Origin of the sequence: Nocardia sp. MDA0666 (assembly GCF_003023875.1) — a bacterium.
Classification (GTDB): Bacteria; Actinomycetota; Actinomycetes; order Mycobacteriales; family Mycobacteriaceae; genus Nocardia; species Nocardia aobensis.
Genome location: NZ_PYHT01000039.1, coordinates 1 through 26199, shown reverse-complemented (window position 1 = coordinate 26199; position 26199 = coordinate 1). Strand labels below are relative to the sequence as shown.

Here is a 26199-nt window from a genome sequence, read left to right as displayed (position 1 = left end):
GGTTTCACACGATCCGGCTGTGTGCCAGATACGCCCGCCCGGCGAAGGTGCGGATCGGGCTGCTGCCGAAGTCGAGTGACCACACCGGCTGCCGATTCTTTCCGGCGGCGACGACCGTGATCCCGCCCTGACCGCCACGCGCGACGGTGACCACCCTCGTTCCGTCCGTCGCCCAGGGGACCTGGTTGTCCGGCAGTACACCGCCTTCGGCCGTGTACGCATCGAACCAGGCGTAGGCGAGCTTGTATTTGTTCTCGAGGTACTCGGAGCCGGATGTCGTGGTGGTGTCCCAGCGAATCAGAATTTTGCTGCCGATTCCGGCGACGGACACCCCGTGGCCGTAACTCGCTTCCTTCGGCAGTTGCCTGGACCAGAGCATGGCTCCGGTCGCGGGATCGAAGGCGGCGAGCATGCCGCGGTTCGTCATCACCGGCAGCGCCGGTGCGGTGTCCGGTTCGGCGTAGCGCTTGTCATTGCCGTTCGGCGCCGGATCGTCACCCTGGGTGGCATACGGCTGGCTCGCGACGACCCGCCAGCCGGGACCGGCGCTCGCGCGCTTCGTTCCGTCGAGAGCGAAGAAGTCCTGCCCGACCGCGAATCCGCCGGAGTACGCCAACCAGTCCGGGGCCCACACGGTATACGGCTGAACGTGGTCCGGAGCCATCTGATACACGACCTTGCCGGTTTCGATATTGCGCAATTCGAAACCGGCCTTCGAGAACGGATCACCGGACACGGGATTCTTCTGCAGCGACAGCACGCCGGAACCGTGGACCAGACCTGCTTGGATGTCGTCGGCCTGCCAGAGCACTGTGCCGGTGACATCCGCGGCGATGACCGAACCCGTCGCGGCACCTGTGCGCTCGGGTTCGAATGTGGCGAACGTTTCTCCTGCGGAGACGATTTCGGTGGCGGCCGGCAAACGGCCGGAGATCACACCCGTCTGTGTATCGATGAGCAGCGTCGCGTACGAATCCGAATTCACGTCCCGAGTCCCGGCGGCACTGTCTCCGGACTCCGTACGGCAGCCCGCGTAGCGGCCCGAGGCCGTGAACACGCACTCGGCGTAGGAGATGTAACCCACGCCGACGCTGTGCAACAGCGCACCCGACTCCACATCGATGATGTCGAGTGTCTCGGCGCCGTTGTAGAACACCACCTTGTCCGTGCCGCCGATCGGGAGCGCCCACCCGTCGACCGACCACCGCTTCCCGGTGGGTTCGGCACTCAGATCCGGGCTCTGCGGAGTTACCGAGATCCGGGCCACGGCCCGGGCGGCATCGGTCGGACCGACCTCGTCGGGGCCGCTCGCGTGCAGCACGAATGCCGTCACCGCCGCCACGACGGCAACCACGGCCGCGACCGTGCCCAACGCCGCCCACATCGTCCGCGGCGACCCACCGTCACTGCCGCGCTGCGATGGTGGCAGCTCCGCGCCGGCTGCAGAGACAATGGTCGGGCTCGCGGCGGCCGATCCGTCGAGCGTCGGCACAGGCTGTCCGGCGAGCACGGTTGCGATCGCTGCCTGCGGGTCATCCGCCGGTCCGGCAGGGGTGGCCCGCAGGGCCGCACCGAGCGCCGTCGCGAACTCCGAGGACGACGCGAACCGGTCCGCCGGCCACTTCGCCATCGCCCGCGCCAGCACCCGATCCACCTCGACGCTCGACTCCGGCCGCATCGTCCGCACGCTCGGCGGAGCGGCCGTGGCATGCCGCAGGATCACCTGGCCGGGATTGTCGTCCGCAAACGGCGCCTGCCCCGTCAGCAGGTGAAAGGCGCTGCAGGCCAGCGAGTATTGATCGCTACGTCCGTCCAGCGGCTGCCCGCTCAACTGCTCGGGCGACGCGTAGTTGATGGTGCCGATCATCATGCCGGTACCGGTGAGATTCGAGATATCGGCGACCTGACGCGCGATCCCGAAATCGGTGAGCAGTACATCCCCGGCCCGGCTCAGCAGAATATTGGCGGGTTTCACATCGCGATGCACCAACCCCTGCGCATGCGCGCGATCCAGCGCACCCGCGATCACCTCCGCGATGCGGGCCACCTCGGCGGCGGACATCGGCCCGTTCGCGCGCAACCGCTGGGCCAGATCGACCCCCTCGACCAATTCCATCGCGATCCACAACCGGCCCCGATCCTCGCCACGGTCGTAGACCTTCACGATCGCCGGATGCGAAAGCCGCGACGCCAGATCGGCCTCGCGTTCGAACCGCGCCCGATACTCCGCATCCGCGGAGAACTGCGCCGCGAGCACCTTCACCGCATCCGATCGCGGCAAACGGGGATGCCGGGCCACATAGACCTCGCCCATCCCCCCGGCCCCGAGCAATCGTTCGATCACATAGCCCGCGAATACTTCTCCCGGTTGCAGCATGAGTCCCTCCTCCGCCGAGGAGACTACCCAGTCGCCTGCCTGCCGGGTGAGGCGAATTCGTCCGTCGACGAGGTCTCGTCGACGCGCCGGGATTCGGATTCCATCGCGTCACACAGTTTTCGACAATGCCCACCAGCCGAAGCTGGGTGGGCATCGTCGGTGGTCAACCGGGCGCGACGAGTCCATGACGGTTGCCGCGACGGGCGCGACGGGATTCGTAGGCGATCAGAGTGCGCGCAAGCGCGGTGCCAGGTCGCGCGCGAACAGGTCCAGGAAGCGGCGCTGGTCGTGACCGGGAGCGTGGAAGACCAGGTGGTTCAGCCCGGCATCGACGTACGGTTTGATCTGCTCGACGGCCTGGTCCGGATCGCTGGCGACGATCCAGCGCTTGGCGATCTGCTCGATCGGCAGCGCGTCCGCGGCCGCCTCCATCTCGATCGGATCGGTGATCGAATGCTTCTGCTCGGCGGTCAGCGACAGCGGCGCCCAGAACCGCGTATTCTCCAGCGCCAGTTCGGGATCGGTGTCGTAGGAGATCTTGATCTCGATCATCCGGTCGATGTCGCCGAGCGTGCGGCCGACCTTCTCCGCACCCTCGGTCACCGCCGGCATCAACTTCTCGGTGTAGAGGTCCATCCCCTTGCCCGAGGTGCAGATGAAACCGTCACCGGCCCGGCCCGCGTACCGGGCGACCACGGGCCCGCCCGCGGCGATGTAGACCGGGATCCCGGCCGGCGGCACGTCGTAGATCGACGCGCCGACCGTGGTGTAGTACTGACCCTCGAAGTCGACCCGGTCACCGCTCCACAGCGCGCGCATGAGATCGACCGATTCGCGCAGCCGGGCGAAGCGCTCCTTGAACTCCGGCCACTCCCCCTTGTAACCGGTCGCGATCTCGTTGAGCGCCTCACCGGTGCCCACACCCAGCATGATCCGCTCCGGGTACAGCACCCCGAGAGTCGCGAAGGCCTGAGCGATCACCGCGGGGTTGTAGCGGAACGTCGGTGTCAGCACCGAGGTGCCGAGCTGGATGCGGGAGGTCCGCTCACCGACCGCGGTCATCCAGGCCAGCGAGAACGGCGCATGACCACCCTTGTGCCGCCAGGGCTGGAAGTGATCGCTGACGGTCGCGCTGTCGAGGCCGTGTTCTTCGACCAGAACGCCGAGCTCGACGAGCTCGCGTGGTCCGAATTGTTCTGCCGACGCCTTGTATCCCAGCTTGAGATCACTCACTGCGCCACTCCTGTTCGCCGTCACGTGCGTGCTTGGGCCGGCCCCCGGGCGGGAGACGACCGCGTCGACCGAGTGCAGCGCTGGACGGGTGTCCCGAATTCCTGTCCCGAAATTCCACAGCGCGGCAAGTTGCGGTCGCATTCGACCATAACCAGTGCGAATTCTGCGACCGCCGCGCGTACGCACCTACCGGAACGTCACATCACCCTCGGCAATAGCCCACAATTGGCTCGTGACTGCCGACAGTGAACCGATTCTGTCCTACCTGACCGATATGGACGGCGTGCTGGTGCACGAGGACCACCTCATCCCCGGCGCCGATGCGTTCCTGACGGAGCTGACCGAGCGTGAGATTCCGTACCTGGTCCTGACCAACAACTCCATCCGCACCCCGCGCGATCTCCAGGCCCGCCTGCGCCGGATCGGGCTCGACATCCCGGCCTCCTCGATCTGGACCTCGGCGACCGCCACGGCCACCTTCCTGAACGAGCAGCGTCCCGGCGGCACGGCGTACGTGGTCGGCGAATCGGGGTTGACGACCGCCCTGCACGAAATCGGCTACGTGCTGACCGACAGCGATCCGGATTACGTCGTCCTCGGCGAGACGCGGACCTATTCGTTCGAGGCGATCACCACCGCGATCCGGCTGGTCGAGCGCGGCGCCCGGTTCATCGCCACCAATCCCGACCCGACCGGGCCCTCGCGCGAGGGCGTGCTGCCCGCGACGGGTTCGGTGGCCGCGCTGATCACCCGGGCCACCGGGCGCGACCCGTACTACGTCGGGAAGCCGAATCCGCTGATGATGCGCTCGGCGCTGCGGCAGATCGGCGCGCATTCACAGTCGGCGGTGATGATCGGCGACCGGATGGACACCGATGTGATCGCCGGACTCGAGGCGGGGATGCGCACCGTGCTGGTGACCTCGGGGATCTCGACCCGGGCGTCGATGGAACAGTTCCCGTACCGGCCGACCGTGGTGATCGATTCGGTGGCCGATCTCGTGGGCCGCACCGGGAATCCGTTCGCGGCCTGAACACGGTCGGGCGGCTTCGGTCGGGCGGCTTCGATCAGGCCTGGTCGTCGCTCGCCTCGGCGGCGCCCGCCGATTCCATCGCGTCCAGCGCCGCCGAGAGGTCGCCCAGCGCGTCCACGATCTGCCCGAACCGCTCCGAACCCAGGTGCGCGGCAAGCTTTTTCGCCATCACCGCATGGTGCGGGGTGATCCGGCGCACCGCCGCATAGCCCGCGTCGGTGATCGCCACCAGCTTCGCGCGGCGATGTGCGGGGTTGGGCCGGTATTCCGCGAAACCCTTGTCCACCAGCAGGTCTGCGATGCGCTGCACGCTCTGGCGGGTGATGCCCATCTCGCGCGCGATTCCCGAGACCGGCAGAGGTTCGTGCAGCACCGCGCCCAGCACCTGCCACCAGGCCGCGGTGATCTCCGCAGGTTTCGCCAATTCCTCTGCGATCGTGAGGAATTGGCCGTTCAGCTTGAAGGTCGTGATCGCCGCCGCGGAGAACAGTTCGGCATCACCGCGACTCATGCCGGCTCGACCGCCGCGGCCTGCAGGGCGAAGAACCCGCTCGGATCCCGGTCCACGTAGAGCCGATACCACGCGTCCAGGACGGCCGGCTCGAACAGGTCCAGCCGCGCGAAGATATGGCGCGCGAAGTCGATCGGCGCGATACCACTCGCGGTGATCAGATCGCCGTCGGTCACGGCCGGTTCGTCCACATAGTGTCCCGCTCCCGAATATCCGGTCGAGACAAGGTTTTCCGCGGCGTTGCCGGTGTGCGGACGAGCATCGAGCAGGCCCTGCTTCGCCAGTCCGTAGGTCGCCCCGCAGATCGCCGCCACCGGCACGCCGGCATTCAGAAAGTCCCCCGCCGCCTGGGCGAACGGCGCGAGTTGCCCGTCCTCCCAGATATCGGCGCCGGGCAGGACCAGCATCGCGCTGTCGCCCGGCGAGAGCTGATCCAGAGTCAGATCGGGAAGCACGCGCAGCCCGCCCATCGAGGTGACCGGCTCGGAGGTGGCGCCGACCGTGCGGATCTGCCAGGTTCCCGGTTCGCGCTGCATCAGTGGGCGATTGATACCGGCCGTGACGTAGCTCGGCTCCCAATCGGCGAAGGTGTCGTACACCGCAATATGAACCGTTTTACTCATGACAGTATGCTGTCATAATTGACAGCATACTGTCAATCGTTTCGGTGTCAGCTCAGCGCCTGCTCCAGATCGCCGAGCAGATCCTCCACATCCTCGAGTCCGATCGAGATACGCAGCACCCCGTCGGTGAGACCGACAGCCGCACGGCCTTCGGGGCCCATCGCCCGATGCGTGGTGGTCGCCGGATGCGTGATCAGGGTCTTCGCGTCGCCGAGGTTGTTGGAGATGTCGACGATGCGCAGCCGGTTCAGCACCTCGAAGGCGCGCTTCTTACCCTCGCCGGCGCCTGCGGCGAGTTCGAAGGTGACCACGGTGCCGCCGCCGGACATCTGCGAGGTCGCCAGCTCGTGCTGCGGATGCGAGGTGAGGAACGGGTACTTCGTCCAGGCCACGCCCGGATGCCGTTCCAGGAACTCGGCGACGGCCAGCGCGGAGTGCGTCGACTGCCGCACCCGCAGCGGCATCGTCTCCAGCCCCTTCAGCAGGGTCCAGGCGTTGAACGGGCTCAGCGCCGGGCCGGTGTGGCGCATCAGATTCTTGACCGGTCCGTTGATGTAGTCGCCGGTGCCGAGGATCGCACCGCCGAGCACCCGGCCCTGTCCGTCGATGTGCTTGGTGCCCGAATAGACCACCACATCGGCGCCGAGGTCGAGGCTGCGCTGCAACAGCGGCGTCGCGAACACGTTGTCCAGCACGACCTTCGCGCCGGCGGCATGGGCCAGTTCGCTCACCCGCCGCACGTCGACGAGGGTCTGCATCGGGTTCGACGGGGTCTCGAAGAACACCGCGGCCGTCGGCTGCGAGAGCGCGCGCTCCCACTGGCCGAGATCCTCACCGTCGACGAAGACGGTTTCCACGCCCCAGCGCGGCAGGATCTCGTTGCACACCACGAAACAGGAACCGAACAGGCTGCGCGCGGCCACCAGCCGATCGCCCTGCCCGAGCAGCGCCGCCAGCGCGGTGAACACCGCGGACATCCCACTGGCGGTGGCGAAACACGCCTCGGCGCCCTCGAGCAGCCGCATCCGCTCCTCGAACATCGCGACCGTCGGATTGCCGTAGCGGGAATAGACGAAATGCTCGATATCGCCGGTGAAGGCCGCTTCGGCCGCCTCCGCGCTCTCGTAGACGAATCCGGACGACAGATACAGCGCCTCGGAGGTCTCCTCGAAACCGGAGCGGCGCAGCCCGCCGCGCACGCCCAGGGTCGCCGGACCCACACCCTCGGGCAGCGGCCGATCGAATGCACCGCCGGTGATCATGACTGCCTCCACGAAAAGAATTGCCGCACAACAGATCCACTCACGACTGCCGCCACGGCAGGCCGAGTGCGCGCCAACCGGCGCCACCACGATGCCCCTCGGCATCCAGCGGCCCCTCGAAACCCTCGAGCACGTTGTAGGAGGGTGCGAAGCCGGCCGCGGTCGCCGCCGTCGCCGCACCGATCGAACGCTGCCCGGACCGGCACAGGAAGATCACCGGGGCATCGCTGTCACCCGCGCGATCGGCCAGCACCTGTTTCAACTGCTCCACGAACGCGGGATTGGGCGAGCCGGTGGCGTCGACCCATTCGATGAGGGCGGTAGGCCGCTCGATCGAGGTGGTGTCGGGCACTCCGACGAATCGCCATTCGGCCTCGGTGCGCACATCCACCAGCACCGCATCCGGATTGTCGCGCAACAATTCCCACGCCTGCCCAGGCGTGATGTCACCGGCGTAACTCACTTGTCGAACCTCCTACGGAATCCGCACTTGCCGCGTCCGGTCGGACCGCGGCCAGGTCGTCACCCGGAGCACCCCACCGCGGAGGAGGGTTGCCGACCAGCGAGCCGGGGCTTGTCGCTGGTACTCATGACCTGAACCGAGAATGCCTGGTCACAGGCCCGATTGTCAAACATCGACGGCGACGGCTCAGGGGTTGACGCACACCAGCCAGGTGCCGTTCTCACGGCCGAAATTCCAGTTCGCCGCGGTCTTGTGCCCGTCGATCTGGCTGGTCACCGAGGCCGTGGCGTGGTCGCCGTCGATGTGCACCGCGTCGACTCCGGCGATCTCCACCTTCTTGCCGACGGAGCCGGCGCCCAGCGGCGACTTCTTCTCGTCGAAGCCCGCGCATTCGGTGGTCTTGCGCCGGTCGGCATCGGAATCGCTTCTCGCCGTGGCGAAGTTGCGCGCCGCGATGGCCACCCGGTCCGGTTCTGTGAGATTGTTCTCAGCCGGGCGGGTGACTCCGAGGATCACGACGGCGAGCACCGCGAGAACGGCGATGGCCGCGGCGATCAGGAACGGCGTCGCCGATCGCGTGGTGTCGCGCTGATCGATCGAGGTAGCCGGATCATCGCCCCGAGGGTCGCTCCGGCCGGCCGGATCGCTGTCACTCATGGTGCGATCATCCCCGGTGGGCCGAAGTGTCGAAGATCACGCCCGCATTTTCGCGCGGATACCGGGAATAGCGGCGGTGTGTGCCACCGATAGAATCACCAGAACTCCGGCCACATCCGGTGCACGGATCGGGAGAGCTCCGCGCGGCAACGAGGCAGCATCGGCGGAGCAGTCGGGCAGGGGCCCGGCCCGCACGTCAACTTAGCCTAAGCTAAGAAGGACGGCTGACAAGACGAGAGTTTTCGACCAAAGGTGCGCGTAGAAATGACCGAACACGCTGGAACGAAGAGCGGCGCGGGCGACCGCCCACTGCGCATCGCGATCGTCGGTGCCGGACCGGCCGGAATCTACGCCGCCGACGCGCTGATGAAGTCCGATGTCGAGGCGAGTATCGACCTCTACGAGCGCATGCCTGCCCCGTTCGGTCTCATTCGCTACGGCGTCGCGCCCGACCACCCGCGCATCAAGGGCATCATCACCGCCCTGCACAAGGTGCTCGACAAGCCGCAGGTGCGCCTGCTCGGCAATATCGACTACGGCAGCGACATCGACCTCGAGGACCTGCGTCGCTTCTACGACGCGGTGATCTTCTCCACCGGCGCCAACGCCGACCGCGCCCTGGGTGTGCCGGGTATCGAACTCGACGGCAGCTACGGCGCCGCGGACTTCGTGTCCTGGTACGACGGCCACCCGGATGTGCCGCGCACCTGGCCGCTGGACGCGGAGAAGGTCGCCGTCCTCGGTGTCGGCAACGTCGCGCTCGACGTGGCCCGCGTACTCGCCAAGACCGGTGACGAACTGCTGCCGACCGAGATTCCGCCGAACGTCTACGAGGGCCTGCGCAACAACAAGGCGCTCGAGGTCCACGTCTTCGGTCGCCGCGGTCCGGCCCAGGCCAAGTTCACTCCGCTCGAGCTGCGCGAACTCGACCACTCGCCGACCATCGAGGTCATCGTCGATCCCGAGGACATCGACTACGACGAGGGCTCCGAGGCCGCCCGCCGCCACTCCAAGCAGGTCGACATGGTCTGCAACACCCTCGAGCAGTGGGCCATCCGCGATGTCGGCGACCGCCCGCACAAGCTGTTCCTGCACTTCTTCGAATCCCCGGCCGAACTGATCGGTGAGGACGGCAAGGTTGTCGGCCTGCGCACCGAGCGCACCACCCTCGACGGCACCGGCAACGTCAAGGGCACCGGAACCTACAAGGACTGGGACGTCCAGGCGGTGTACCGCGCCGTCGGCTACCTGTCGCAGAACATCCCGCAGCTGCCGTTCGACGACCAGGCCGGCACCGTGCCCAACGAGGCCGGGCGCGTGCTCGTCGACGAGGGCGCCGACGGCGCCGCCCGCTACCTGCCGCAGACCTACGTCACCGGCTGGATCAAACGCGGCCCGGTCGGCCTGATCGGCCACACCAAGGGCGATGCCAACGAGACCATCGCCTGCCTGCTCGACGACGCCGCCTCCTTCACCCCGGCCGCCGAACCCGATCCCGAGGCCGTGACGAAGTTCCTCGAGGACAAGGGCATTCCGTTCACCACCTGGGCCGGTTGGTACCGCCTCGACGCCCACGAGCGGTCACTCGGCGAGCCCGAAGGCCGCGAGCGGGTCAAGGTCGTCGAACGCGAGGACATGCTGCGCGCCAGCGAGCCGCACAAGGTCTGAACACCACACCGGATCCGCATTCGTCACCGACCTGAGGCATGCTGATCACGTGTTCGATTCACACGTTCACATCATCGACCCGCGGTTTCCGCTGGTCGAGAATCAGGGCTACCTGCCGGAGCCGTACACCATCGGCGACTATCGAAAGCGCATGGCGCACTTCGATGTCGACGGTGGTGCGGTGGTGAGTGCGTCCTTCCAGGGCACCGACTCCACGTTCATGATCGCCGCGCTGGCCGAACTCGGGCCGAACTGGGTCGGGGTGATCAATCTGCCCTCGGACGTCACCGACGAGCAGATCATCGAGCTGGACCGGGCCGGAGTGCGCGCGATCCGGTTCAACCTCAAGCGCGCCGCGGTCGACATCGTCACGCTGACCATGCAGGCCGTGCGCGCCTACGAACTCGCCGGATGGCATGTCGAGCTCTACATCGACGGATCGATGCTGGGCTCGCTGGAACCGGTCATCTCCAAACTGCCGGCGCTGAGCATCGACCATATGGGCATGTCCGACGAATGCCTGCCCTATCTGCTGAATCTGGTGGATCGCGGGGCCCGGGTGAAGGCCTCCGGGTTCGGGCGGGTGTCGATGGATGTGGAATCGGCGATGCGGCGGGTGCACGCGGTGAATCCGGGTGCGCTGATGTTCGGTTCCGATCTGCCGGGCAACCGGGCCGGGCGGCCGTTCCGCGATGCCGATATCGAGATCATCGGCCGGGCCGTCGGCGCCGATATGTACCGGGTGCTCGAGGACAACGCCCGTGCCTGCTACCGGCTGCCGGTGAAGGTGCGCTCGGCCGAGGATCCGGTGCCGACGCTGCCGATTCCGCGCGCCGAACCACCGACGCTGCGGCTGCGCCGCTCGGAACTGCCCCAGCCGCCGAATCGCACTCAACCGCCGAACCGCAACCAGCCACCGGACCGGACCCGGCCGCTACGGATCATCGAATAGCCGCCTACACCGCACCCGGATGCCGTGCGTCACATCCACCGCTTATTGTCGTAGTGTCAACACCGGCGCGCGCCGCCGGTCGCAGGATCGACGACGAACCGAGGTAGGGCGTGAGCACTTCATCCACCACCACCGGGCAGGGCCCACTCGCGGGCATCAAGGTTCTCGAGCTGGCCGGAATCGGCCCCGGCCCGCACGCGGCACTGCTGCTGGCCGATCTGGGCGCCGATGTGGTGCGCGTGCAGCGTCCCGGCCAGCTGCCGGGATTCATGGAACGGCCGCAGTGGCGGGGACGCACCATCGTCGAGGCGAATCTCAAGGACCCGGCCGATATCGAGAAGGTGCTTGGCCTGATCGACAAGGCCGACGTGCTGCTGGAAGGTTTCCGGCCCGGCGTCACCGAGCGGATGGGCCTGGGCCCGGACGTCACTCTCGAGCGCAACCCGCGCCTGATCTACGGCCGGATGACCGGATGGGGACAGTTCGGCCCGCTCGCCGACCGCGCCGGCCACGACATCAACTACATCTCGCTGACCGGTGTGCTCAACGCCATCGGCCGCAAGGGAGAGCGTCCGGTCCCGCCGCTGAACATGGTCGGCGACTTCGGCGGCGGTTCGATGTTCCTGGTGATGGGTGTGCTGTCCGCGCTGGTGGAGCGGTCCATCTCGGGCAAGGGCCAGGTGATCGACGCCGCGATGATCGACGGTGCGCTCTCGCTCTCGCACATGATCTGGGGTATGCGCGGCATGGGTCTGTGGTCCGACGAGCGCGGCACCAACCTGCTCGACACCGGTATGGCCTTCTACGACACCTACGAGACCTCCGACGGTAAGTACATGGCCGTCGGCTGCATCGAACCGCAGTTCTACGCCGAATTCCTGAAGGGGCTCGAGATCGACCCCGAAGGCCTGCCGATGCAGCTCGACCCCAACGGCCAGGACCAGCTGCGCAAGCTGTTCACGGAGAAGTTCAAGACCAGGACCCGCGACGAATGGGCCGCGATCTTCGACGGCACCGACGCCTGCTGCACCCCGGTGCTGACCTTCACCGAGGCCATCGAGAACGGCCACATCACCGCCCGCGAATCGCTGGTCGAGATCGACGGCGTGGTCCAGCACGCCCCTGCCCCGCGCTTCTCCCGCACCCAGGCCGGCACCCCCACCCCGCCGCCGTCGGCCGCCACCGCCATCGACGAGGTGTGGGCGAACTGAGTTCACCGCGGGCGCGGGTCCACGCGGATCTGCGCCCGCCCGGCGAGTCGCCGCACCGGGAGCGCCACGACTTCACTCCGCGGCCCGGCCCGGCGGCGCGCCGCATCCACGCTCCCACCGGGCGATCTCACAACCTGTCGGTATACCCGCTGGATCCGGTTGCGGCCGTTCGGTCTTCACCGCATCCCGCCCTGATACGCGAGGCATTACAGTAATTTCATGCCTCGCAACTGGCCGATGATCGAGCGTGGTGGCGAATTGGGGTCGATTCGCGCCGCGTTGACCGGCACCGAATTCGTCGGCGCGATCCTGACCGGCGACGCGGGAGTGGGTAAGACGACCCTGGCGCGGCAGGCGACGGCCGCGGTGGGCGGCAGTGTGCGCTGGGTGGCGGGCACCGAGTCCGCACGCAGTATTCCGCTCGGAGTGTTCGCACATATGGTCGGTGTGTACACCGCGCACGACCCCGTCACGTTCATGGCCGCCGCCCGGGAGGCGCTGCTGGCCGACGGCGACACCATCATCGGCGTCGACGACGCCCACCTGCTGGATCAGCTCTCGGCAACGCTGTTGTTGCAGTTGGCTATCGACAAGGCCGCGCGGATCGTCTGTACGGTTCGCAGCGGGGTGCCGGTACCGGATGCGGTGACCTCGCTGTGGAAGGACGGGCATCTGCTGCGGATCGACCTCACGCCGTTCTCCGAACCGCAGAGCGTCGAACTGGTCGAATCCATGCTCGGCGGACAGCTGGAGGGGTTCACCGCCAATCTGATGTGGGAGTCCTCGGGCGGCAACGCCCTCTTCCTGCGGCATCTGGTGGAGGGTGCGCTGGAGGCGGGCACGCTACGTCAGGTCAACGGGGTGTGGCAGCTGCGCGGGCGGGCGGCGGTGACCTCGGAACTGGCGGCGCTGCTGGAGGATCGCGTCGAACAGCTGCCGGAGTCGGTGCTGCGCGTGCTGGAGTTGCTCACCTTCTGCGAGCCCATCGATCTCGACGTCCTGGCGGAACTGGCCGGTGAGGACGCGGTCGAACACGCCGAAACCCGCGGCGTGATACGGATCGTCGAGAACGGGCACCAATTGCTGGTGCGCTACAACCACCCGCTGTTCGGTGAGGTGATCCGGCGGCGCCTCGGCATCGCCTCGGCGCGCCGGCTCCGGGGCCGGTTGTATTCGTCGCTGCGGGAACGGCCCATCAAATCCGCCTCCGATCGCATCCGGCTGGCCGAATTGGCTTTGGACAGTGACAAATCCGCGGATCTGGAATTGTTCGAGGCGGCCGCGGCCGACGCGATCGGGCTGGCGAACATCCCGCTCGGTGAGCGGTTCGCGCGGGCGGCCGTGGAGCGTCGCGGCGGGGTCGAGTCCGCGGATCTGCTGGCACGCGCACTGCTGTGGCAGGGACATCGCATCGAGGCCGAACGCACGCTGGCCAGTTTCGATCCGGATCAGTTGAACGAGGTGCAGCTGGCCCGCTGGGGCAGCACCCGCGTCTCGAATCTGTTGTGGGCCATGGGCGATGCCGATCGCGCCGACGAGGTGCTGTCCCTGGTGCGCAGCCGGGTCCGGCATCCGAAGATCGTGTTGACGTTGCAGGGCTTGGCATCCGCCTGCGAGGTGAACGAGAACCGCTTGGAGGAGGCTTTCACCGACGCCGAGGCGGTGATGTCCACACCGGACGCACCGGCCTGGGCGGTGTGGTGGGCGTCGTTCGGCGGCGGTCTGGCGCTGGCGCTGATGGGTCGCGGTGCGGCCGCGCGTGAATACACCCTGCGCGGCCATCAGGTCGAGGAGCAGGTCGACGGGCCGACGCGATTCATGTCCGCGCACGCGGAAGTGCTGGCGCTCACCTTCACCGGTGAACTGGAGGCCGCACGACGCTGCGCCTCCGGCTATTTCGGCTATTCGGCGCCGGGACAGTACCTGGCCTGGGGGCTGTCGAAGATCCTGCAGGGCACCGTCGACGTGGCGCAAGGCCACTTCCCGGAGGGCGTCGAGAATCTCGAACAGGCGCTCGCGGCGCTGACCGCCGAGGGCGCCGCCGCGTGGATGTTCCCCGCGAGAATCCGTTTGGCCGAGGCATATTCGGCCCTGGGCCGCACCGCGGAGGCCGCCGAGACGATCGCCGAGGCGCGGCTGCGCGGTGGCCGGCACAGCGCGGTCTACGAACCGCAGCTCGAAATCGCGCGCGCATGGCAGGCCGCCGCCGAAGGCACCGTCGCCCCGGCCGTCCGGCTGGCCATCGGAGCCGCCGACGCCGCGGCCCGTTCCCATCAGCATGCGATCGAGGCCATGGCCCTGCACACCGCGGCCCGCTTCGGCGACCGCACTGTCGCCGGGCGGCTCGCCGATATCGCCGCGCGGATCGATGGCGCGCTGGTGCAGGTGCAGGCTCGCCACGCCGTGGCGGTCGCCTCCCAGGACGGGCCCGGGTTGGACGCGGCCGCAGCCGAATTCGAGCGGATGGGCGCCCTGCTCTCGGCCGCCGACGCCGCCGCGCAGGCCGCGTCGGTGCACGAGCGGCACGGCGATCGCCGCCGATTGCTCGAATCCGCCGCGGCGGCCAATCGCCTGGCCGCGGCCTGCGGCGGCGCGAGCACACCGGCGCTTCGGCAATCGGCACAACCACTTCCGCTCACCGCGCGCGAACGCGAAATCGCCAATCTGGTCGCGGCCGGGCTCAGCAACCGGCAGATCGCGGACCGGCTGACCGTCTCGGTGCGGACCGTCGAGGGCCATCTCTATCGGGCCTGTATGAAGCTCGATGTCACCGATCGCGAGGCACTCGCCGATCTGATGCGCGGTGAGCCGCCCCGAGGCAGACAGCGCTGACCATCATGCGGGCGTCCGATCGTGGTGAGACGGCACGGATCACAGGATTCGGCACTGCACACCCGGCCTGGTGTCGATTACGATGCTCGCGGCGGCCGTGGTCGCCGCACAGGCAGGCTTGCTGACGAGGGTGGTGCTCGGCGTGATCCGTCGAAATCGGTATCTGATGACGGGTATTCGGGTCGCGATGGCGGCGGTACCGCTCGCGGTGGTCCTCGGATTCGCCGGTACGGCGGCGGCGATCGGCCCGGTCCAGCCCGGTGTCACCACCCCGGATGCCCCGGCTCCCTCCGACGAGCCGGCGGAATTGCGTTCCGCCTCACCACAACACGTGCCCACGCCGCAGTCCGCGCCGCGGGCCGCGCCCAAGCCGGAGCCGAAGCCGAGCGAACCGCCGGCTCCGCGGGAAGTGCGCGTGGGCGATTTCAGCGCGCCGGTGCCCGATGCCGTCCCGGATGCGGTGGTCGACGGCGTCAACCGAGCCAACGACGGCATCCAGGGCGCGATCAACCCCAACGCCGAACACAAGTAGTTCGCGGTCACCGGTCGGCGCCCTTGTGCCGCTGGTAATAACGGGCGACGCGGGCCCGGTTGCCGCAGCGTTCCGGAGAACACCACTGCCGTCGAGGATGGGCGGGCAGAAACAGCAGGACGCAGTCGTCGGCGGCACATTGCCGCACGCGAGCGACGGACGGGTCGGCGAGCAGATCCACCGCCGCGTCGGCGAGCGCGGCGGCCACGTGCGTACCAGGCTCCCCGAGGCGCCGCACGGTCGCGGTGAGCCCGCCCGCACCCCATTCCAGCGTGCGGATCGCCGGCGCGGCGGCTTGCGCGGCGGTCAGACCGTCCAGCGCGGCCGCCGGCGGGACCCGCTCGGCCAGAAGAGCGTCCAGTATTCGCGCGGTGTGATCGCGGACGGCGTGTACCGCGGCCAGATCGGCCGCGGTCGCGTCGCCGGGTAGCCCGGACAGACGCCCGGCCTGCAGGCCCAGCCAGCGCGCCAGCTGTTCGGGGGTCTGCAGCAGGTCGCCGTCCGCGGGCTGGGTGTTCACCAGGTCCAGGGCCGGCGGTTCGCCGATCAGCGGTTCACTCACCCACTAATGGTAACTCGCCATATTGACGCATTAGGTTCAGTCGGCTAGAACTAATGCATCCCTACGGAGATAAGGCATGTGACATCATGATCGAAGTGACCGAAGTGCGGAACCGGCGCGTCGAAGTGGAGGGCGTCGAGGTCTTCTATCGCGAATCCGTGCCCACTCGCGCGGACGCTCCGGCGCTGCTGCTGTTGCACGGCTTCCCGTCGGGGTCGCACCAGTTCCGGCGCCTCATCGACGTGCTGGGCAGCCGGTATCACCTGATCGCCCCGGACTATCCCGGCTTCGGCAATACCGTGGCGCCGGCGGATTTCGACTACACCTTCGATCGCCTCGCCGATATCACCGAGGCATTCGTGCGGCAGCTCGACCTGACCCGGTTCGCGATGTACGTCTTCGATTTCGGCGCACCCGTCGGTTACCGCATCGCCACTCGTCATCCCGAGTGGATCACCGGCCTGGTGGTGCAGAACGGTAACGCCTACGAAGCCGGATTGTCCGCCGGGGCAAAGGATTTCATCGCGCTGCGACCGGAGCAGGAAGGAGCCGACGACATCATCGGCCAACTGCTCAGTCTCGACGGCACCCGCGGCCAATACGAGCAGGGCGTCGCGGATACGAGCAGGCTCGCCCCGGAGAGCTGGATGCTGGACCAGAGCTACCTCGACCTGCCCGGCCGCACCCGAGCGCAGCTGTCGCTGGCCTACGACTACCACTCGAATGTGGCCCGCTACCCCGAATGGCAGGCCTGGCTGCGCACGTACACGCCGCCGGCGCTCATCGTCTGGGGTGCGAACGACCCCTTCTTCCCGGCCCCCGGCGCCGACGCGTACCTCGCCGATCTACCCGATGCCGAGCTGCACCTGTTCGACACCGGCCATTTCGCCCTGGAAACGCATCTGCGCGAGATCGCCCCGCTCATCGCCGACTTCCTCGATCGGCTGCCCGCCTCGCGATAGCCCGCCGGCGTCTAGAACAGGGTCGGTTCGCCGAATCCCGAGGTGCGTTCGATTTCGAGCAGCCGGGCCTTGGTCACGATGCCGCCCGGCGCGGAGAAGCCGTGCAGTCCGTGGTCGGCCGCCAGCACGCGGTGGCAGGGCACGATCAACGGAATCGGATTGCGGCCCAGGGCTTGTCCGACGGCCTGGGCCGCGCCGGGCGCCCCGGCCCGGGCGGCGACCTCGCCGTAGGTGAGTGTGTGTCCCGGGCCGATGGTGCGCGTGATGTCGTACACCGCGCGATGGAATTCCGGCTGGGCGCGGTAGTCCACCGGAATCCACCGCAGATCGTCGAGCTCCCCGGTCAGATGCGCGCGAATGGCCCGGATCGCCTCGGCCATCCCGTCCGACGGCTCGACGACGCGAACCCGCTCGGCGGCGATCGCGTCCACACCTCGGCGCAACATGCCGGCCGTGAGGGCACCGGCATCCGAGGCCTGTTCGGAGGCCGATGGCCCAGTGGGCTCGGGACCGCGGACGACGACTTCCGGCAGCTGGAACCGCACGACGCCGTCATCGGTCCACCCCATCGCGCATCGGCCGATGGCGGTATCGAATTCGGTCACCGAGACCGAGGACAGCTTGCCCGCAGACATACCCCACAGTGTGCACCGGGGGTCCGACATCCCCGGCAGTTGCAGTCCAGTACCAGTCGACTGGACTGATGCCGCTCCGACGGTCAGGGCAGCACAGGCGGTCGAGTCGCCGACCGGTCCCGTGCCACACAGGTCTGCCGACCCCCCAGGGCCGCGAGATCTCGGGCCGGATCGCGACACTCCACCTCGCGCAGTGACCAATCCGCCATCGGCGCATGCGGGCGATACCGCTCGAAGAGTGCGACGACCCGGCGCCCGGATCCGGTGGCATAACGATAGGCGGCCAGGAGAACGACCGCGACGACCAGCAGAGCGGCGAGACCCGAGAACATGAGATCCACCCTGCCCGCATCTGGACTTGAATCAAATAGCCACTACCCGGATACTGGCCCCTATGGCGATACGCGTTATCAGTGCGGCCACCCTCACCCGCGACCTGGGCCGCTGGCGGCACGACGAATCCGGCGCCGCTCGCCGCGGCGCGCGCCCGGCATATCTGGCGCTCGCGGAGAGTATTCGCCTGCTGATCCACGACGGCCGGGCCCCACTGGGAATCGCCCTGCCGAGCGAACGCGATCTGGCGACCGCGCTGAGCGTCAGCCGCACCACGGTCACCTCCGCGTACGCGCTGCTGCGCGAGCATGGTTATCTGATCAGCCGGCAGGGCTCGCGCAGCACGGTGGCCCTGCCCTCCGACGTCGCACACGACGGCACCAAACCGGCCCGCAGCATTCTGGCGGTGATGTCGCCGACGGCACAGCCCACCATCGACCTCACCTACGCCGCGATGTCGGCGCCCCCGCAGATGAACGACGCGTATTCCGCTGCGCTACAAGGACTTCCGATCTACCTAGGCACCCACGGCATGGATCCGGTGGGCGTACTGCCGCTGCGGGAGATGCTCGCGCGCCGCTACACCGAACGCGGCCTGCCCACCGAACCGGACCAGATTCTGGTGACTCTCGGTGCGCAGCACGGACTTCGGCTGTTGCTCAACGTGCTCACCGCACCCGCCGAACGCGTCCTGATAGACCACCCGACCTATCCCAATGCGATCGAGGCGATCCGCGACGTCGGCGCCCGGCCGGTCCCGGTGCCGCTGCGCCCCGAACAACCGGAGGCCGCCTGGGATCTCGACGGAATCCGCAGTGCCGCACGGCAAACCGCCGCCAGTACCGCCTACCTGGTACCGGACTTCAACAATCCGACCGGCCTGTTGATGAGCGCCGACGCCCGCGCGGAACTGGCCGCGATCGCCCGCGAGACCCGCATGACGGTGATCGTCGACGAGTCCATGGTCGACCAGCAGCTCGACGGCGAAACACCCCCTCCGGCAGCCGCTTTCGCGCGCGGATCGGAGATCGTGACGATCGGATCGGCGTCCAAGTCGTTCTGGGGCGGCCTGCGCGTCGGCTGGATCCGGGCCAACCAGTCGCTCATCACGAAACTGCTCGGCACCCGGTCCACGGTGGACCTCGGCACGCCGGTGATGGATCAGCTGGCCACCGGCTATCTGCTCGACCATGCGGACGTGATCCTCGAACAACGCCGCGAACAGCTACACAGCCGTCGCGCCGCCCTGCTCGAGGCCCTGTCCGAGGAACTGCCCGACTGGCAGGTGAGCCCCGGCCGCGGTGGTATGTCGATCTGGGTGCAACTACCGGCTCCCGTCTCGACCGCCCTCGCCGCCACCGCGCCCAATCACGGTGTGCTGCTCGCCGCCGGGCCGCGCTTCGGAGTCCAGGGCGCGTTCGAACGTTTTCTGCGACTCCCGTTCACCCACACCGAATCCGATCTGCGGGTGGCGGTGAAGTCGATCGCGGCGACCTACGCGTCCCTGACCCCGCATGCCACCGAACCGTTGGCGCCGCTCACCTGCTACTGAGCCCGCAGGCTTCGCTACTTCAGGATGTCGTGACGGACGATCGTCTCGTCGCGGCCGGGTCCGACGCCGATGCAGGACACGCGGGCGCCGGAAAGCTCCTCCAGCCGTTCGACGTACGCGCGGGCGTTGGCCGGCAGATCCTCGAAGCTGCGGGCCCCGGAGATGTCCTCCCACCAGCCCGGCATCTCCTCGTAGATGGGCTTGGCGTGGTGGAATTCGGTCTGCGTGGTGGGCATCTGCTCCACCCGCTCACCGTCGATCTCGTAGGCCACGCAGATCGGCACCCGGTCCAGGCTCGACAGCACATCCAGTTTGGTGAGGAAGTAGTCGGTGATGCCGTTGACCCGGGTGGCGTAGCGCGCGATCACCGCGTCGAACCAGCCGGTGCGGCGGGCGCGGCCGGTGGTCACGCCGACCTCGCCGCCGGTCTTGGCGAGATATTCGCCGGACTGGTCGAACAGTTCGGTCGGGAACGGCCCGGAGCCGACGCGCGTGGTGTAGGCCTTCAGAATGCCCAGCACTGTGGTGATCTTGTTGGGTCCCACGCCCGCGCCCACCGCGGCGCCGCCGGAGGTGGGATTCGACGACGTCACATAGGGATAGGTGCCGTGGTCGACGTCGAGCAGGGTTCCCTGGGACCCCTCCAGCAGAACGGTCTCGCCGTTCTCCAGGGCCTGGTTGAGCAGCAGCCGGGTGTCGCTGATGCGGTGTTTGAAGCCCTCGGCCTGATTCAGCACCTCGTCGACCACCTGCTGCGGGTCGAGTGCGCGCCGGTTGTAGATCTTCACCAGCACCTGGTTCTTGAATTCCAGTGCGGCTTCGACCTTCTGGGTGAGGATCTTCTCGTCCAGCACATCGGCGACGCGCACGCCCACGCGGGCGACCTTGTCCTGATAGCAGGGGCCGATGCCGCGTCCGGTGGTGCCGATCTTCTTGTTGCCCAGGAAGCGTTCGGTGACCTTATCGATGGCCACGTGGTACGGCATGATCAGGTGCGCGTCCGCCGAGAGCAGCAGCCGGGTGGTGTCCACCGAGCGCTGTTCCAGTCCGGCGAGTTCGTCGAGCAGCACACCCGGATCGATGACCACACCGTTGCCGATGACATTGGTGACGCCCGGCGTCAGGATGCCGGACGGGATGAGATGCAGCGCGAAATTGTCGCCGTTCGGCAGGACCACCGTGTGACCTGCGTTGTTGCCACCCTGGTAGCGGACCACCCACTGGACGCGGCCACCGAGCAGATCGGTAGCTTTGCCCTTACCCTCGTCGCCCCACTGGGCGCCGATCAGCACGATTGCCGGCATGGGAGTCTCCTACGGTGTCGACGCGCAGCATCGGCGACGCTGCAGCTACCTGCCGTTGCAGAGCCCGATGACGGCGCTCCCGACGCCCGTCGCTCGCGCCATGTGGCGGTGGCCGGAGGGACAGTCTAGTGGACACAATTCGTGCCCTAACCAGCCACCTCCTCCCCCGCGCGGCGCAGCGGAGAGCGCGCCGACCGCCCGAGCCGATTACAGTGGCCTGCGGAGGCGTCCCGGCAGGGGTGCGCCCGGTAGGCAGCGAGGGCGATGGCGTTGGCAGGTCCGAGGAGGGTGTTCGGCAGTTGAGTACTCATGTTCTCCGCTGCAACGGCGCTCCCGTGCCCATCGCGCTCGCGTCGCTGCCCACTACCCAGACCACGGCGATCCCCGAGACCGGCGAACTGGACGAACTGCTTCCGGTGCTGGCGGCCGACAACCAGCCGCGACTGATCGTGCTGGGCGAGGATGCCGGTCTGGCCGCGGTGCTCACCCATCTACTGCGCACCGAACGGCTGGCCGTCGAGATCGGTTACGTGCCGGTGGATCGCACCTACGGTTCCCGCGCCTATCAGACCGGGACGGGCTCGCACGCCGCCAAACGCGCGCTGGAAGGCCGGCCCGAGCCGACCCCGCTGATTCGTGACGAGACCGGTACCGTCCTGGTCGGCCGGGCCACGATCACCGGCCGCGACGGCGGCAAACTCGAGGGTGAGGCCTACGTCGACGAAATCCGGTTGTTCACCGGAAAGGTTGCGGCACTGCATGTTTCGCCGACGCTCGAGATGCCCGGCGTGCGCGCGACGGTGCAGCGCGGCTGGGGTAAGAAGCGCTGGGTGGCAGGGCGTGCCGTACAGCTGGGTTCACCGGGCGCCGCGGTGACCCGCGACGGCATCGCCGCCGATCGCACCGTGCCGCGGTCGAGTTTCTACCGTCATCACGAGCCCTGGCTGCTGGTGCGATGACCTATTCCTTCCCGGCTCGGCGAGTAGTGCGCCCGAGTCCGATCTTCTTGCTGATCGTCGTGATCACCGCCCTGGGCGGGGCGCTGGCCTGGGATGCCGATCCGCTGTCCACCCGGGCCAAGGCCGGCGTGTTCGTGTTGGTGGTGGCGGGCTGGATTCTCAGCGTGTGCCTGCACGAATTCGGCCACGCGTACACGGCGTACCGAGCCGGGGACCGCGAAGTGCAGATGCGCGGATACCTGACGCTGAATCCGGTGAAGTACAGCCATCCGCTGCTGTCGATCGCACTGCCGATCTTCTTCATCGCGCTGGGCGGGTTCGCGCTGCCCGGCGGCGCGGTCTATCTGAATACGCAGAACTTCTCGACACGCACCCAGCGCGCGATCAGCGCGGCGGGTCCGGCGGTCAACGCGTTGTGCGCGGTGGTGCTGCTGGTGATCGTCCGGTTCGCCGGCTCCACCCACGACCACGCCGCCTTCTGGTTCGGCCTGAGTTTCCTGGCATTTCTGCAGATCACCGCGACGATTCTGAATCTGCTGCCGATTCCGGGAACCGACGGCTACGCGATCGTGGAGCCGTCGCTGAGTTATCAGACCCGGCGTTCGCTGGATCAGGTGAAGCCGTTCGGGCTGCTGCTGTTGCTCGCGATTCTGTGGGTGCCGGAGCTCAATCGGGTGTTCTTCGATGCCGTCTACTGGGTGTTCGAGCTGTCGGGCGTGCCGTCGGACTGGGCGGCCATCGGTAGTTATCTGACCCGCTTCTGGACCTGACACGCGAGTTTCGGCGGGCGCGCCCGATTCCGGTTCGATTCGCCGGCGAACGGGAACCGGGCGGCCCTCTTCACGACGGAGCGCCCGCCCCCTACGCGGTCGGCCGCACACCAAGACGGCCGCACGTCGCATCCGTCGCGAAGTTTTCCGACCGCGCCACCCCTCGTCGACGCGGTCGAGACAAACGTACGATCCGCGCCGGCCCGCGACACGAGTAGTCGACTACCCGATTCGAACGCGGTGGCCGTGCGCAGCCGCACCCGGCGACCTCGCGGACCGCTCGGCGACTACTGGTACCGCCGTGTCGTCAATCCTGCGGCGCCACATAGGGGTTCTGCACGGTGGGCGGCAGCAGCGCGATCGCCGACAGGCGTTTGATCCCGCAGACCTGCATCAGATCGACCACGATGGAACGCAATTGGGCGAAGACCACGTGCGAGGACAGGCCGGCGCCTTCGACCAGATCCTTGGTCGCGCCCTTCGCGACCCGCCGCAGGACACGCGTTGCCTCGGCGGCGTCGGGCTGTTCGCCGGGTTCGGCAACCATGTAGCGGCGCACCACTTCCACCGCCTGCCCCAGTTCTTCGACCTCGGCGATCATTCGGGGATCGAGGATTTCGTCGTCGCGGACCAGGGTCAGTGCGCGGCGCAACAACACTCGGGTATTGCGCACGGCATTGTCGAGCGGGTCGACCGCCGCGCGGATCGCTTCCAGCCGCGGCCGGGAATTCCAGTACAGCGGGGAGATCCGGCTGACCTCGCGTCCGCCCTCCACCGCATTGCGCAGACCGTCGATCTGCGGTTGCGTACCGCGCACGGAATGCAGTGCGTCGCGGACCTTGTCGGCATTCTGCTCGTGCAGGCCGTCGGCGCATTCGGTCAGCGCCGCACCCAGGACGGTGAGGATATCGGCGGCCTGCTGCCGGGCCCGGCGCACCGGGTGCAGCGGAATCGCGGCCACCACCACGACGCCGACGAACCCACCGACCAGCGCGTCGACCATGCGGTTGAGACCTCCGCCGGTATGCGGCGGCATCAACGTGGCGACCAGCACCGCCGAACTGGCGGCCTGCATCGGGATGACCGCACCTCGGTCGAGAAATACCGCGATCGCCATCGCCACCCCGACGACGAGCGCGATCTGCCACGCACCGGTTCCGACCTGACCGATGAAGAAGTCGCCGATCCCGATCCCGACGGCCACACCGCCGACGAGTTCCACCGATCGGCGCAGACGCGCACCGAACGACACGCCGATCGAGATGACCGCGGCCATCGGCGCGAAGAACGGTTGTGGATGCCCCACCAACCGGTGGGCGACGAACCAGGACAGGGCCGCGCCCACCGCACACTGGAAGATCGGAAGCGCGGATCGGCGCAGACGGACCCATCCACTGCGCATGCGCTGTCTACCGCTGTCGCGAACCGCATCGACGGTGATGGCGGGCGCGAACCATTCCGTGCCGGCCAGTCTCAGTCCAGACCGAGTTCGGCGGCGGCGCGGGGATCGCAATCCTCGAGCAGGTCCAGGCAGCGGGCGTATTCGTCGCTCTCACCGATGGCCTGGGCGGCCCGGGCGAGCGCGCCGACCGCACGGAGGAAGCCTTGGTTGGGTTCGTGGCTCCACGGCACCGGACCGAAGCCCTTCCACCCGTTGCGGCGCAGCAGGTCCAGGCCACGGTGGTAGCCCGTGCGGGCGAAGGCGTAGGCCGCCACCACATCGAGGGTCACCTCGGCCTGACCCTCGGGCGCGCCCACGATGCCGGCGCGGTCGAGCGCATCCTCGGCCAGCTGCGCCCAGGCCACAGAGGCCGTCGGATGCGCGGCGGCGACCTGGACCGGGTCCTGATTGTCGAGCAGGGCCTGTTCGGCTTCCGTGTTTTCGGGAAGCAATACCGGCTGCGGTCCGAGCAGATCACCGAAGGAGGTCATGGGCTTCATTGTGCACCGCCACCGCACCGGCTCGCCGGGCAGCGGGTGCGCCGGGCCGGCGCCGGGCCCCGGCCGGCGATGGCGAGCCCTTATATGGTTGCGCGTCTGCCGCCTCCTACGCGCCCCGACCCCATTAGGCTGGCCGTCTGAGACCGACAGTCGACGACCGACAGCCGATAGTGAGCAAGGGGTAGCGCGTGTCCGACCCGAACGACGATCAGAAGCCGCACCAGGGCGCCTCCGGCGACCGCCCGCGTCAGGCTGCATCCGGTGCGGGTCCGGACGGACCGGCGAAGCTCGGCGCCCAGGGCGGGCCCACACCCGGCCGTGAACCGGACACCGGCGCCCCGGACCGTACCCAGCGCATCTCCCGGGACCAACTACCCGGTGCCGCGCCCACCGCGCCCATGCCGTCACCCTCGGCGCAGACCCAGGTGATTCGCGCACCGGGGGCGAAAAATGGTTCGGCCCAGGCGAATTCCGGCGCGGGTGACAAGTCCGGCGCGGGCGCTCCGGGCGCGAAGTCCGGCGGTTCCGGTACTGCCGGTTCCGGCAAGCCGGCCGCCGGCGCGCCCGGCTCGAAGGCGAGCGACGGTGGCGAACCCGCCGAGCCGGCAGGTGCCGAGAAGGACGCCGCCGGAAAGGCGGGCACTGCGGCGAGCGGTGCAGCGGCGGGCGAAGCGGAGACGGTCGCCATCCCCAGGCGCGCGGAATCCGGCAAGAAGCCCGAGGAAACCGGCGAGGCTCCCACCTCCGAGGGCTCCGGCAAGTCCGACGCCGCGACCGGGACTGGCGGATCTGCCGCCACGAACGGCCCGGCGACGACGAACGGTCCGGCCGCCGCCCCCGATACCGAACGCACCGCGAAGGGCGCGAAGGCTGCGGGTGCCGCGAAGGCAGGAGGCGCCGAAGGTGTTGCAGCCGGTCAGGGCGCCGCCCCTGCCGCGCGTGCCGCCGCGCCGGGCTCGAAGGCGCCGAACGCTGCCGCGAACGAGAACGGTGACGGTACCGACGAGTCGAAAACCGTTGCACTACCCAAGGTTTCGTCCGGCAAGGGTGGTGAGAAGACCGCGAAGTCCGGCCCGGCGCAGCAGTCCGGCGGCGCGAACAGCGGTCGGGACACTACGGCGCCGGACGCGAAAACCGAAGCACCACAAGACGTTCCCGCGATATCGAACCCGTCCGACGACGCCACGACGATCCTGCCGATTCAGAAGCCCGATCCGGCGGTCACCGAGAAGCTTCGCGCCACGCCGCCGGTAGCCGGGCAGAGCGGTCCGAAACGCTCTGGGGCACAGGGCGGACCGGGCGGTGAGCAGGGCGCGTCCGGCGCTCCGGGATCGCGGGGGCCGGGCGCACCCGCGGCCGGTGGCCCGGGACCGAAGGGGCGCATCGGTGGCCCGGCCGCCGCGGCCGGCGCCGCGGGACTCGGCGCGGCCGCCGCCGGTGCCCAGCGCGGCCCCGCAGGCGGCGCACCGGGCCAGACTCGGACGAGCGGTTCCGGGGGGCCGGGGCAGGGCTCGGGCGGGCCGGGACAGCGAGTCGGAGCCGGTCCGAACGGCCCGGCTCAGCAGGGTCCTGCCGGTGGCCCCGGTACGCAGGGCCGTGGACAGGGCCCTCAGCGTCCCGGCGGACCGAACCCGCAGGGGGCGGGTTCGCAGGGGCCGGGAACACAGGGGCCAGGCATACAGAGCTCGGCCGCGCAAGGCCCGGGCGGACAGGGGCCGAACGCACAAGGCCCGAACGCACAGGGTCCGAAGGGTCCCGGCGCGCAAGGCCCGGGCGGGCACGGACCGCAGGGGCAGGGTTCGCCGGGGCCCTGTCTCTTATACACAT

23 protein-coding genes, 1 pseudogene and 1 riboswitch are annotated in these 26199 nt (G+C 68.5%); of the genes and pseudogenes, 11 read left to right on the top strand and 13 right to left on the bottom strand.

The features are described from left to right. Nucleotides 1–4: 4 nt before the first annotated feature. Both C8258_RS31160 and fgd read right to left on the bottom strand, forming a co-directional pair. Complete coding sequence (locus tag C8258_RS31160; protein WP_106958187.1) at nucleotides 5–2377, bottom strand: serine/threonine-protein kinase; 2373 nt, start codon at nucleotides 2375–2377, stop codon at nucleotides 5–7. Nucleotides 2378–2602: 225 nt separating this feature from the next. Continuing rightward, complete coding sequence (gene fgd, locus C8258_RS31155) at nucleotides 2603–3610, bottom strand: glucose-6-phosphate dehydrogenase (coenzyme-F420) (protein ID WP_036506433.1); 1008 nt, start codon at nucleotides 3608–3610, stop codon at nucleotides 2603–2605. A gap of 274 nt (nucleotides 3611–3884) precedes the next feature. On the opposite strand from fgd, the gene C8258_RS31150 reads away from it, so the two are divergent. Continuing rightward, the gene (locus C8258_RS31150; RefSeq protein WP_106958191.1) at nucleotides 3885–4643 is read left to right on the top strand and encodes an HAD-IIA family hydrolase; all 759 of its coding nucleotides are present in this window, start codon (nucleotides 3885–3887) and stop codon (nucleotides 4641–4643) included. Between the two features lie 34 nt (nucleotides 4644–4677). Here the strand turns inward: C8258_RS31150 and C8258_RS31145 are convergent, their stop codons facing one another. The 5 genes from C8258_RS31145 to C8258_RS31125 all read right to left on the bottom strand — a co-directional run bounded on the left by C8258_RS31145 (nucleotide 4678) and on the right by C8258_RS31125 (nucleotide 8159). Further along, entirely contained in the window at nucleotides 4678–5154 is a 477-nt protein-coding gene (locus tag C8258_RS31145; protein WP_106958186.1) for a MarR family winged helix-turn-helix transcriptional regulator, read from the bottom strand. Then, nucleotides 5151–5777 (bottom strand): type 1 glutamine amidotransferase family protein, encoded by a 627-nt coding sequence (locus C8258_RS31140; protein ID WP_106958185.1) that lies wholly within the window; start codon nucleotides 5775–5777, stop codon nucleotides 5151–5153. The genes C8258_RS31145 and C8258_RS31140 overlap by 4 nt, the downstream gene beginning before the upstream one ends. A 47-nt stretch (nucleotides 5778–5824) precedes the next feature. Continuing rightward, nucleotides 5825–7039, bottom strand: a complete 1215-nt coding sequence (locus C8258_RS31135; RefSeq protein ID WP_106958184.1) for an O-succinylhomoserine sulfhydrylase — start codon at nucleotides 7037–7039, stop codon at nucleotides 5825–5827. A gap of 40 nt (nucleotides 7040–7079) precedes the next feature. Further along, the gene (locus C8258_RS31130) at nucleotides 7080–7502 is read right to left on the bottom strand and encodes a rhodanese-like domain-containing protein (RefSeq protein WP_106958183.1); all 423 of its coding nucleotides are present in this window, start codon (nucleotides 7500–7502) and stop codon (nucleotides 7080–7082) included. An 18-nt stretch (nucleotides 7503–7520) separates the two neighbouring features. After that, a riboswitch (SAM riboswitch) is annotated at nucleotides 7521–7634 on the bottom strand. A gap of 54 nt (nucleotides 7635–7688) precedes the next feature. After that, a complete protein-coding gene (locus C8258_RS31125) occupies nucleotides 7689–8159 on the bottom strand; it encodes a hypothetical protein (RefSeq protein WP_106958182.1) in 471 nt (156 codons plus the stop codon). Nucleotides 8160–8423: 264 nt separating this feature from the next. Between C8258_RS31125 and C8258_RS31120 the strand changes: the two genes are divergently transcribed. From C8258_RS31120 to C8258_RS31100, 5 genes are all read left to right on the top strand, one after another. Beyond that, nucleotides 8424–9827, top strand: a complete 1404-nt coding sequence (locus C8258_RS31120) for an FAD-dependent oxidoreductase (RefSeq protein WP_063066072.1) — start codon at nucleotides 8424–8426, stop codon at nucleotides 9825–9827. A 49-nt stretch (nucleotides 9828–9876) separates the two neighbouring features. Further along, nucleotides 9877–10779 (top strand): amidohydrolase, encoded by a 903-nt coding sequence (locus tag C8258_RS31115; RefSeq protein ID WP_036506445.1) that lies wholly within the window; start codon nucleotides 9877–9879, stop codon nucleotides 10777–10779. A 110-nt stretch (nucleotides 10780–10889) separates the two neighbouring features. Beyond that, nucleotides 10890–11990 (top strand): CaiB/BaiF CoA-transferase family protein, encoded by a 1101-nt coding sequence (locus C8258_RS31110; protein WP_106958181.1) that lies wholly within the window; start codon nucleotides 10890–10892, stop codon nucleotides 11988–11990. A gap of 219 nt (nucleotides 11991–12209) precedes the next feature. Continuing rightward, a complete protein-coding gene (locus tag C8258_RS31105) occupies nucleotides 12210–14822 on the top strand; it encodes a LuxR C-terminal-related transcriptional regulator (protein WP_106958180.1) in 2613 nt (870 codons plus the stop codon). Nucleotides 14823–14892: 70 nt separating this feature from the next. Further along, nucleotides 14893–15354, top strand: a complete 462-nt coding sequence (locus tag C8258_RS31100; RefSeq protein WP_146161377.1) for a hypothetical protein — start codon at nucleotides 14893–14895, stop codon at nucleotides 15352–15354. A 7-nt stretch (nucleotides 15355–15361) separates the two neighbouring features. Here the strand turns inward: C8258_RS31100 and C8258_RS31095 are convergent, their stop codons facing one another. After that, nucleotides 15362–15916: an ABATE domain-containing protein gene (locus tag C8258_RS31095; protein WP_106958178.1), complete on the bottom strand. Its 555-nt coding sequence runs from the start codon at nucleotides 15914–15916 to the stop codon at nucleotides 15362–15364. Between the two features lie 95 nt (nucleotides 15917–16011). On the opposite strand from C8258_RS31095, the gene C8258_RS31090 reads away from it, so the two are divergent. Next, nucleotides 16012–16878: an alpha/beta fold hydrolase gene (locus tag C8258_RS31090; protein WP_233225455.1), complete on the top strand. Its 867-nt coding sequence runs from the start codon at nucleotides 16012–16014 to the stop codon at nucleotides 16876–16878. Between the two features lie 11 nt (nucleotides 16879–16889). Here the strand turns inward: C8258_RS31090 and C8258_RS31085 are convergent, their stop codons facing one another. Further along, nucleotides 16890–17513 carry a methylated-DNA--[protein]-cysteine S-methyltransferase gene (locus C8258_RS31085; protein WP_106958176.1) on the bottom strand — a complete coding sequence of 208 codons (624 nt, stop codon included), beginning with the start codon at nucleotides 17511–17513 and terminating at the stop codon, nucleotides 16890–16892. An 83-nt stretch (nucleotides 17514–17596) separates the two neighbouring features. After that, nucleotides 17597–17845, bottom strand: a complete 249-nt coding sequence (locus C8258_RS31080) for a hypothetical protein (RefSeq protein WP_146161376.1) — start codon at nucleotides 17843–17845, stop codon at nucleotides 17597–17599. A gap of 62 nt (nucleotides 17846–17907) precedes the next feature. Here C8258_RS31080 and C8258_RS31075 point away from each other — a divergent pair, with 62 nt between their 5' ends. After that, nucleotides 17908–19398 carry a PLP-dependent aminotransferase family protein gene (locus C8258_RS31075; RefSeq protein ID WP_106958174.1) on the top strand — a complete coding sequence of 497 codons (1491 nt, stop codon included), beginning with the start codon at nucleotides 17908–17910 and terminating at the stop codon, nucleotides 19396–19398. A gap of 14 nt (nucleotides 19399–19412) precedes the next feature. Here the strand turns inward: C8258_RS31075 and C8258_RS31070 are convergent, their stop codons facing one another. Continuing rightward, a complete protein-coding gene (locus C8258_RS31070) occupies nucleotides 19413–20702 on the bottom strand; it encodes an adenylosuccinate synthase (RefSeq protein ID WP_036506461.1) in 1290 nt (429 codons plus the stop codon). Nucleotides 20703–21037: 335 nt separating this feature from the next. Between C8258_RS31070 and C8258_RS31065 the strand changes: the two genes are divergently transcribed. Both C8258_RS31065 and C8258_RS31060 read left to right on the top strand, forming a co-directional pair. Continuing rightward, nucleotides 21038–21661, top strand: coding sequence for a hypothetical protein (locus tag C8258_RS31065; protein WP_233225454.1), 624 nt, complete (start codon nucleotides 21038–21040; stop codon nucleotides 21659–21661). After that, nucleotides 21658–22431 (top strand): site-2 protease family protein, encoded by a 774-nt coding sequence (locus tag C8258_RS31060; RefSeq protein WP_106958172.1) that lies wholly within the window; start codon nucleotides 21658–21660, stop codon nucleotides 22429–22431. Before C8258_RS31065 ends, C8258_RS31060 begins: the two co-directional genes overlap by 4 nt. 307 nt (nucleotides 22432–22738) lie before the next feature. Here C8258_RS31060 and C8258_RS31055 read toward each other — a convergent pair whose 3' ends face one another. Together C8258_RS31055 and C8258_RS31050 are read right to left on the bottom strand one after the other, a co-directional pair. After that, complete coding sequence (locus tag C8258_RS31055) at nucleotides 22739–23833, bottom strand: aromatic acid exporter family protein (protein WP_106958171.1); 1095 nt, start codon at nucleotides 23831–23833, stop codon at nucleotides 22739–22741. A 71-nt stretch (nucleotides 23834–23904) separates the two neighbouring features. Beyond that, the gene (locus C8258_RS31050; RefSeq protein WP_036506471.1) at nucleotides 23905–24363 is read right to left on the bottom strand and encodes a DUF3151 domain-containing protein; all 459 of its coding nucleotides are present in this window, start codon (nucleotides 24361–24363) and stop codon (nucleotides 23905–23907) included. Nucleotides 24364–24560: 197 nt separating this feature from the next. On the opposite strand from C8258_RS31050, the pseudogene C8258_RS31045 reads away from it, so the two are divergent. Further along, a pseudogene (locus tag C8258_RS31045) lies at nucleotides 24561–26199 on the top strand (hypothetical protein); the annotation flags it as partial.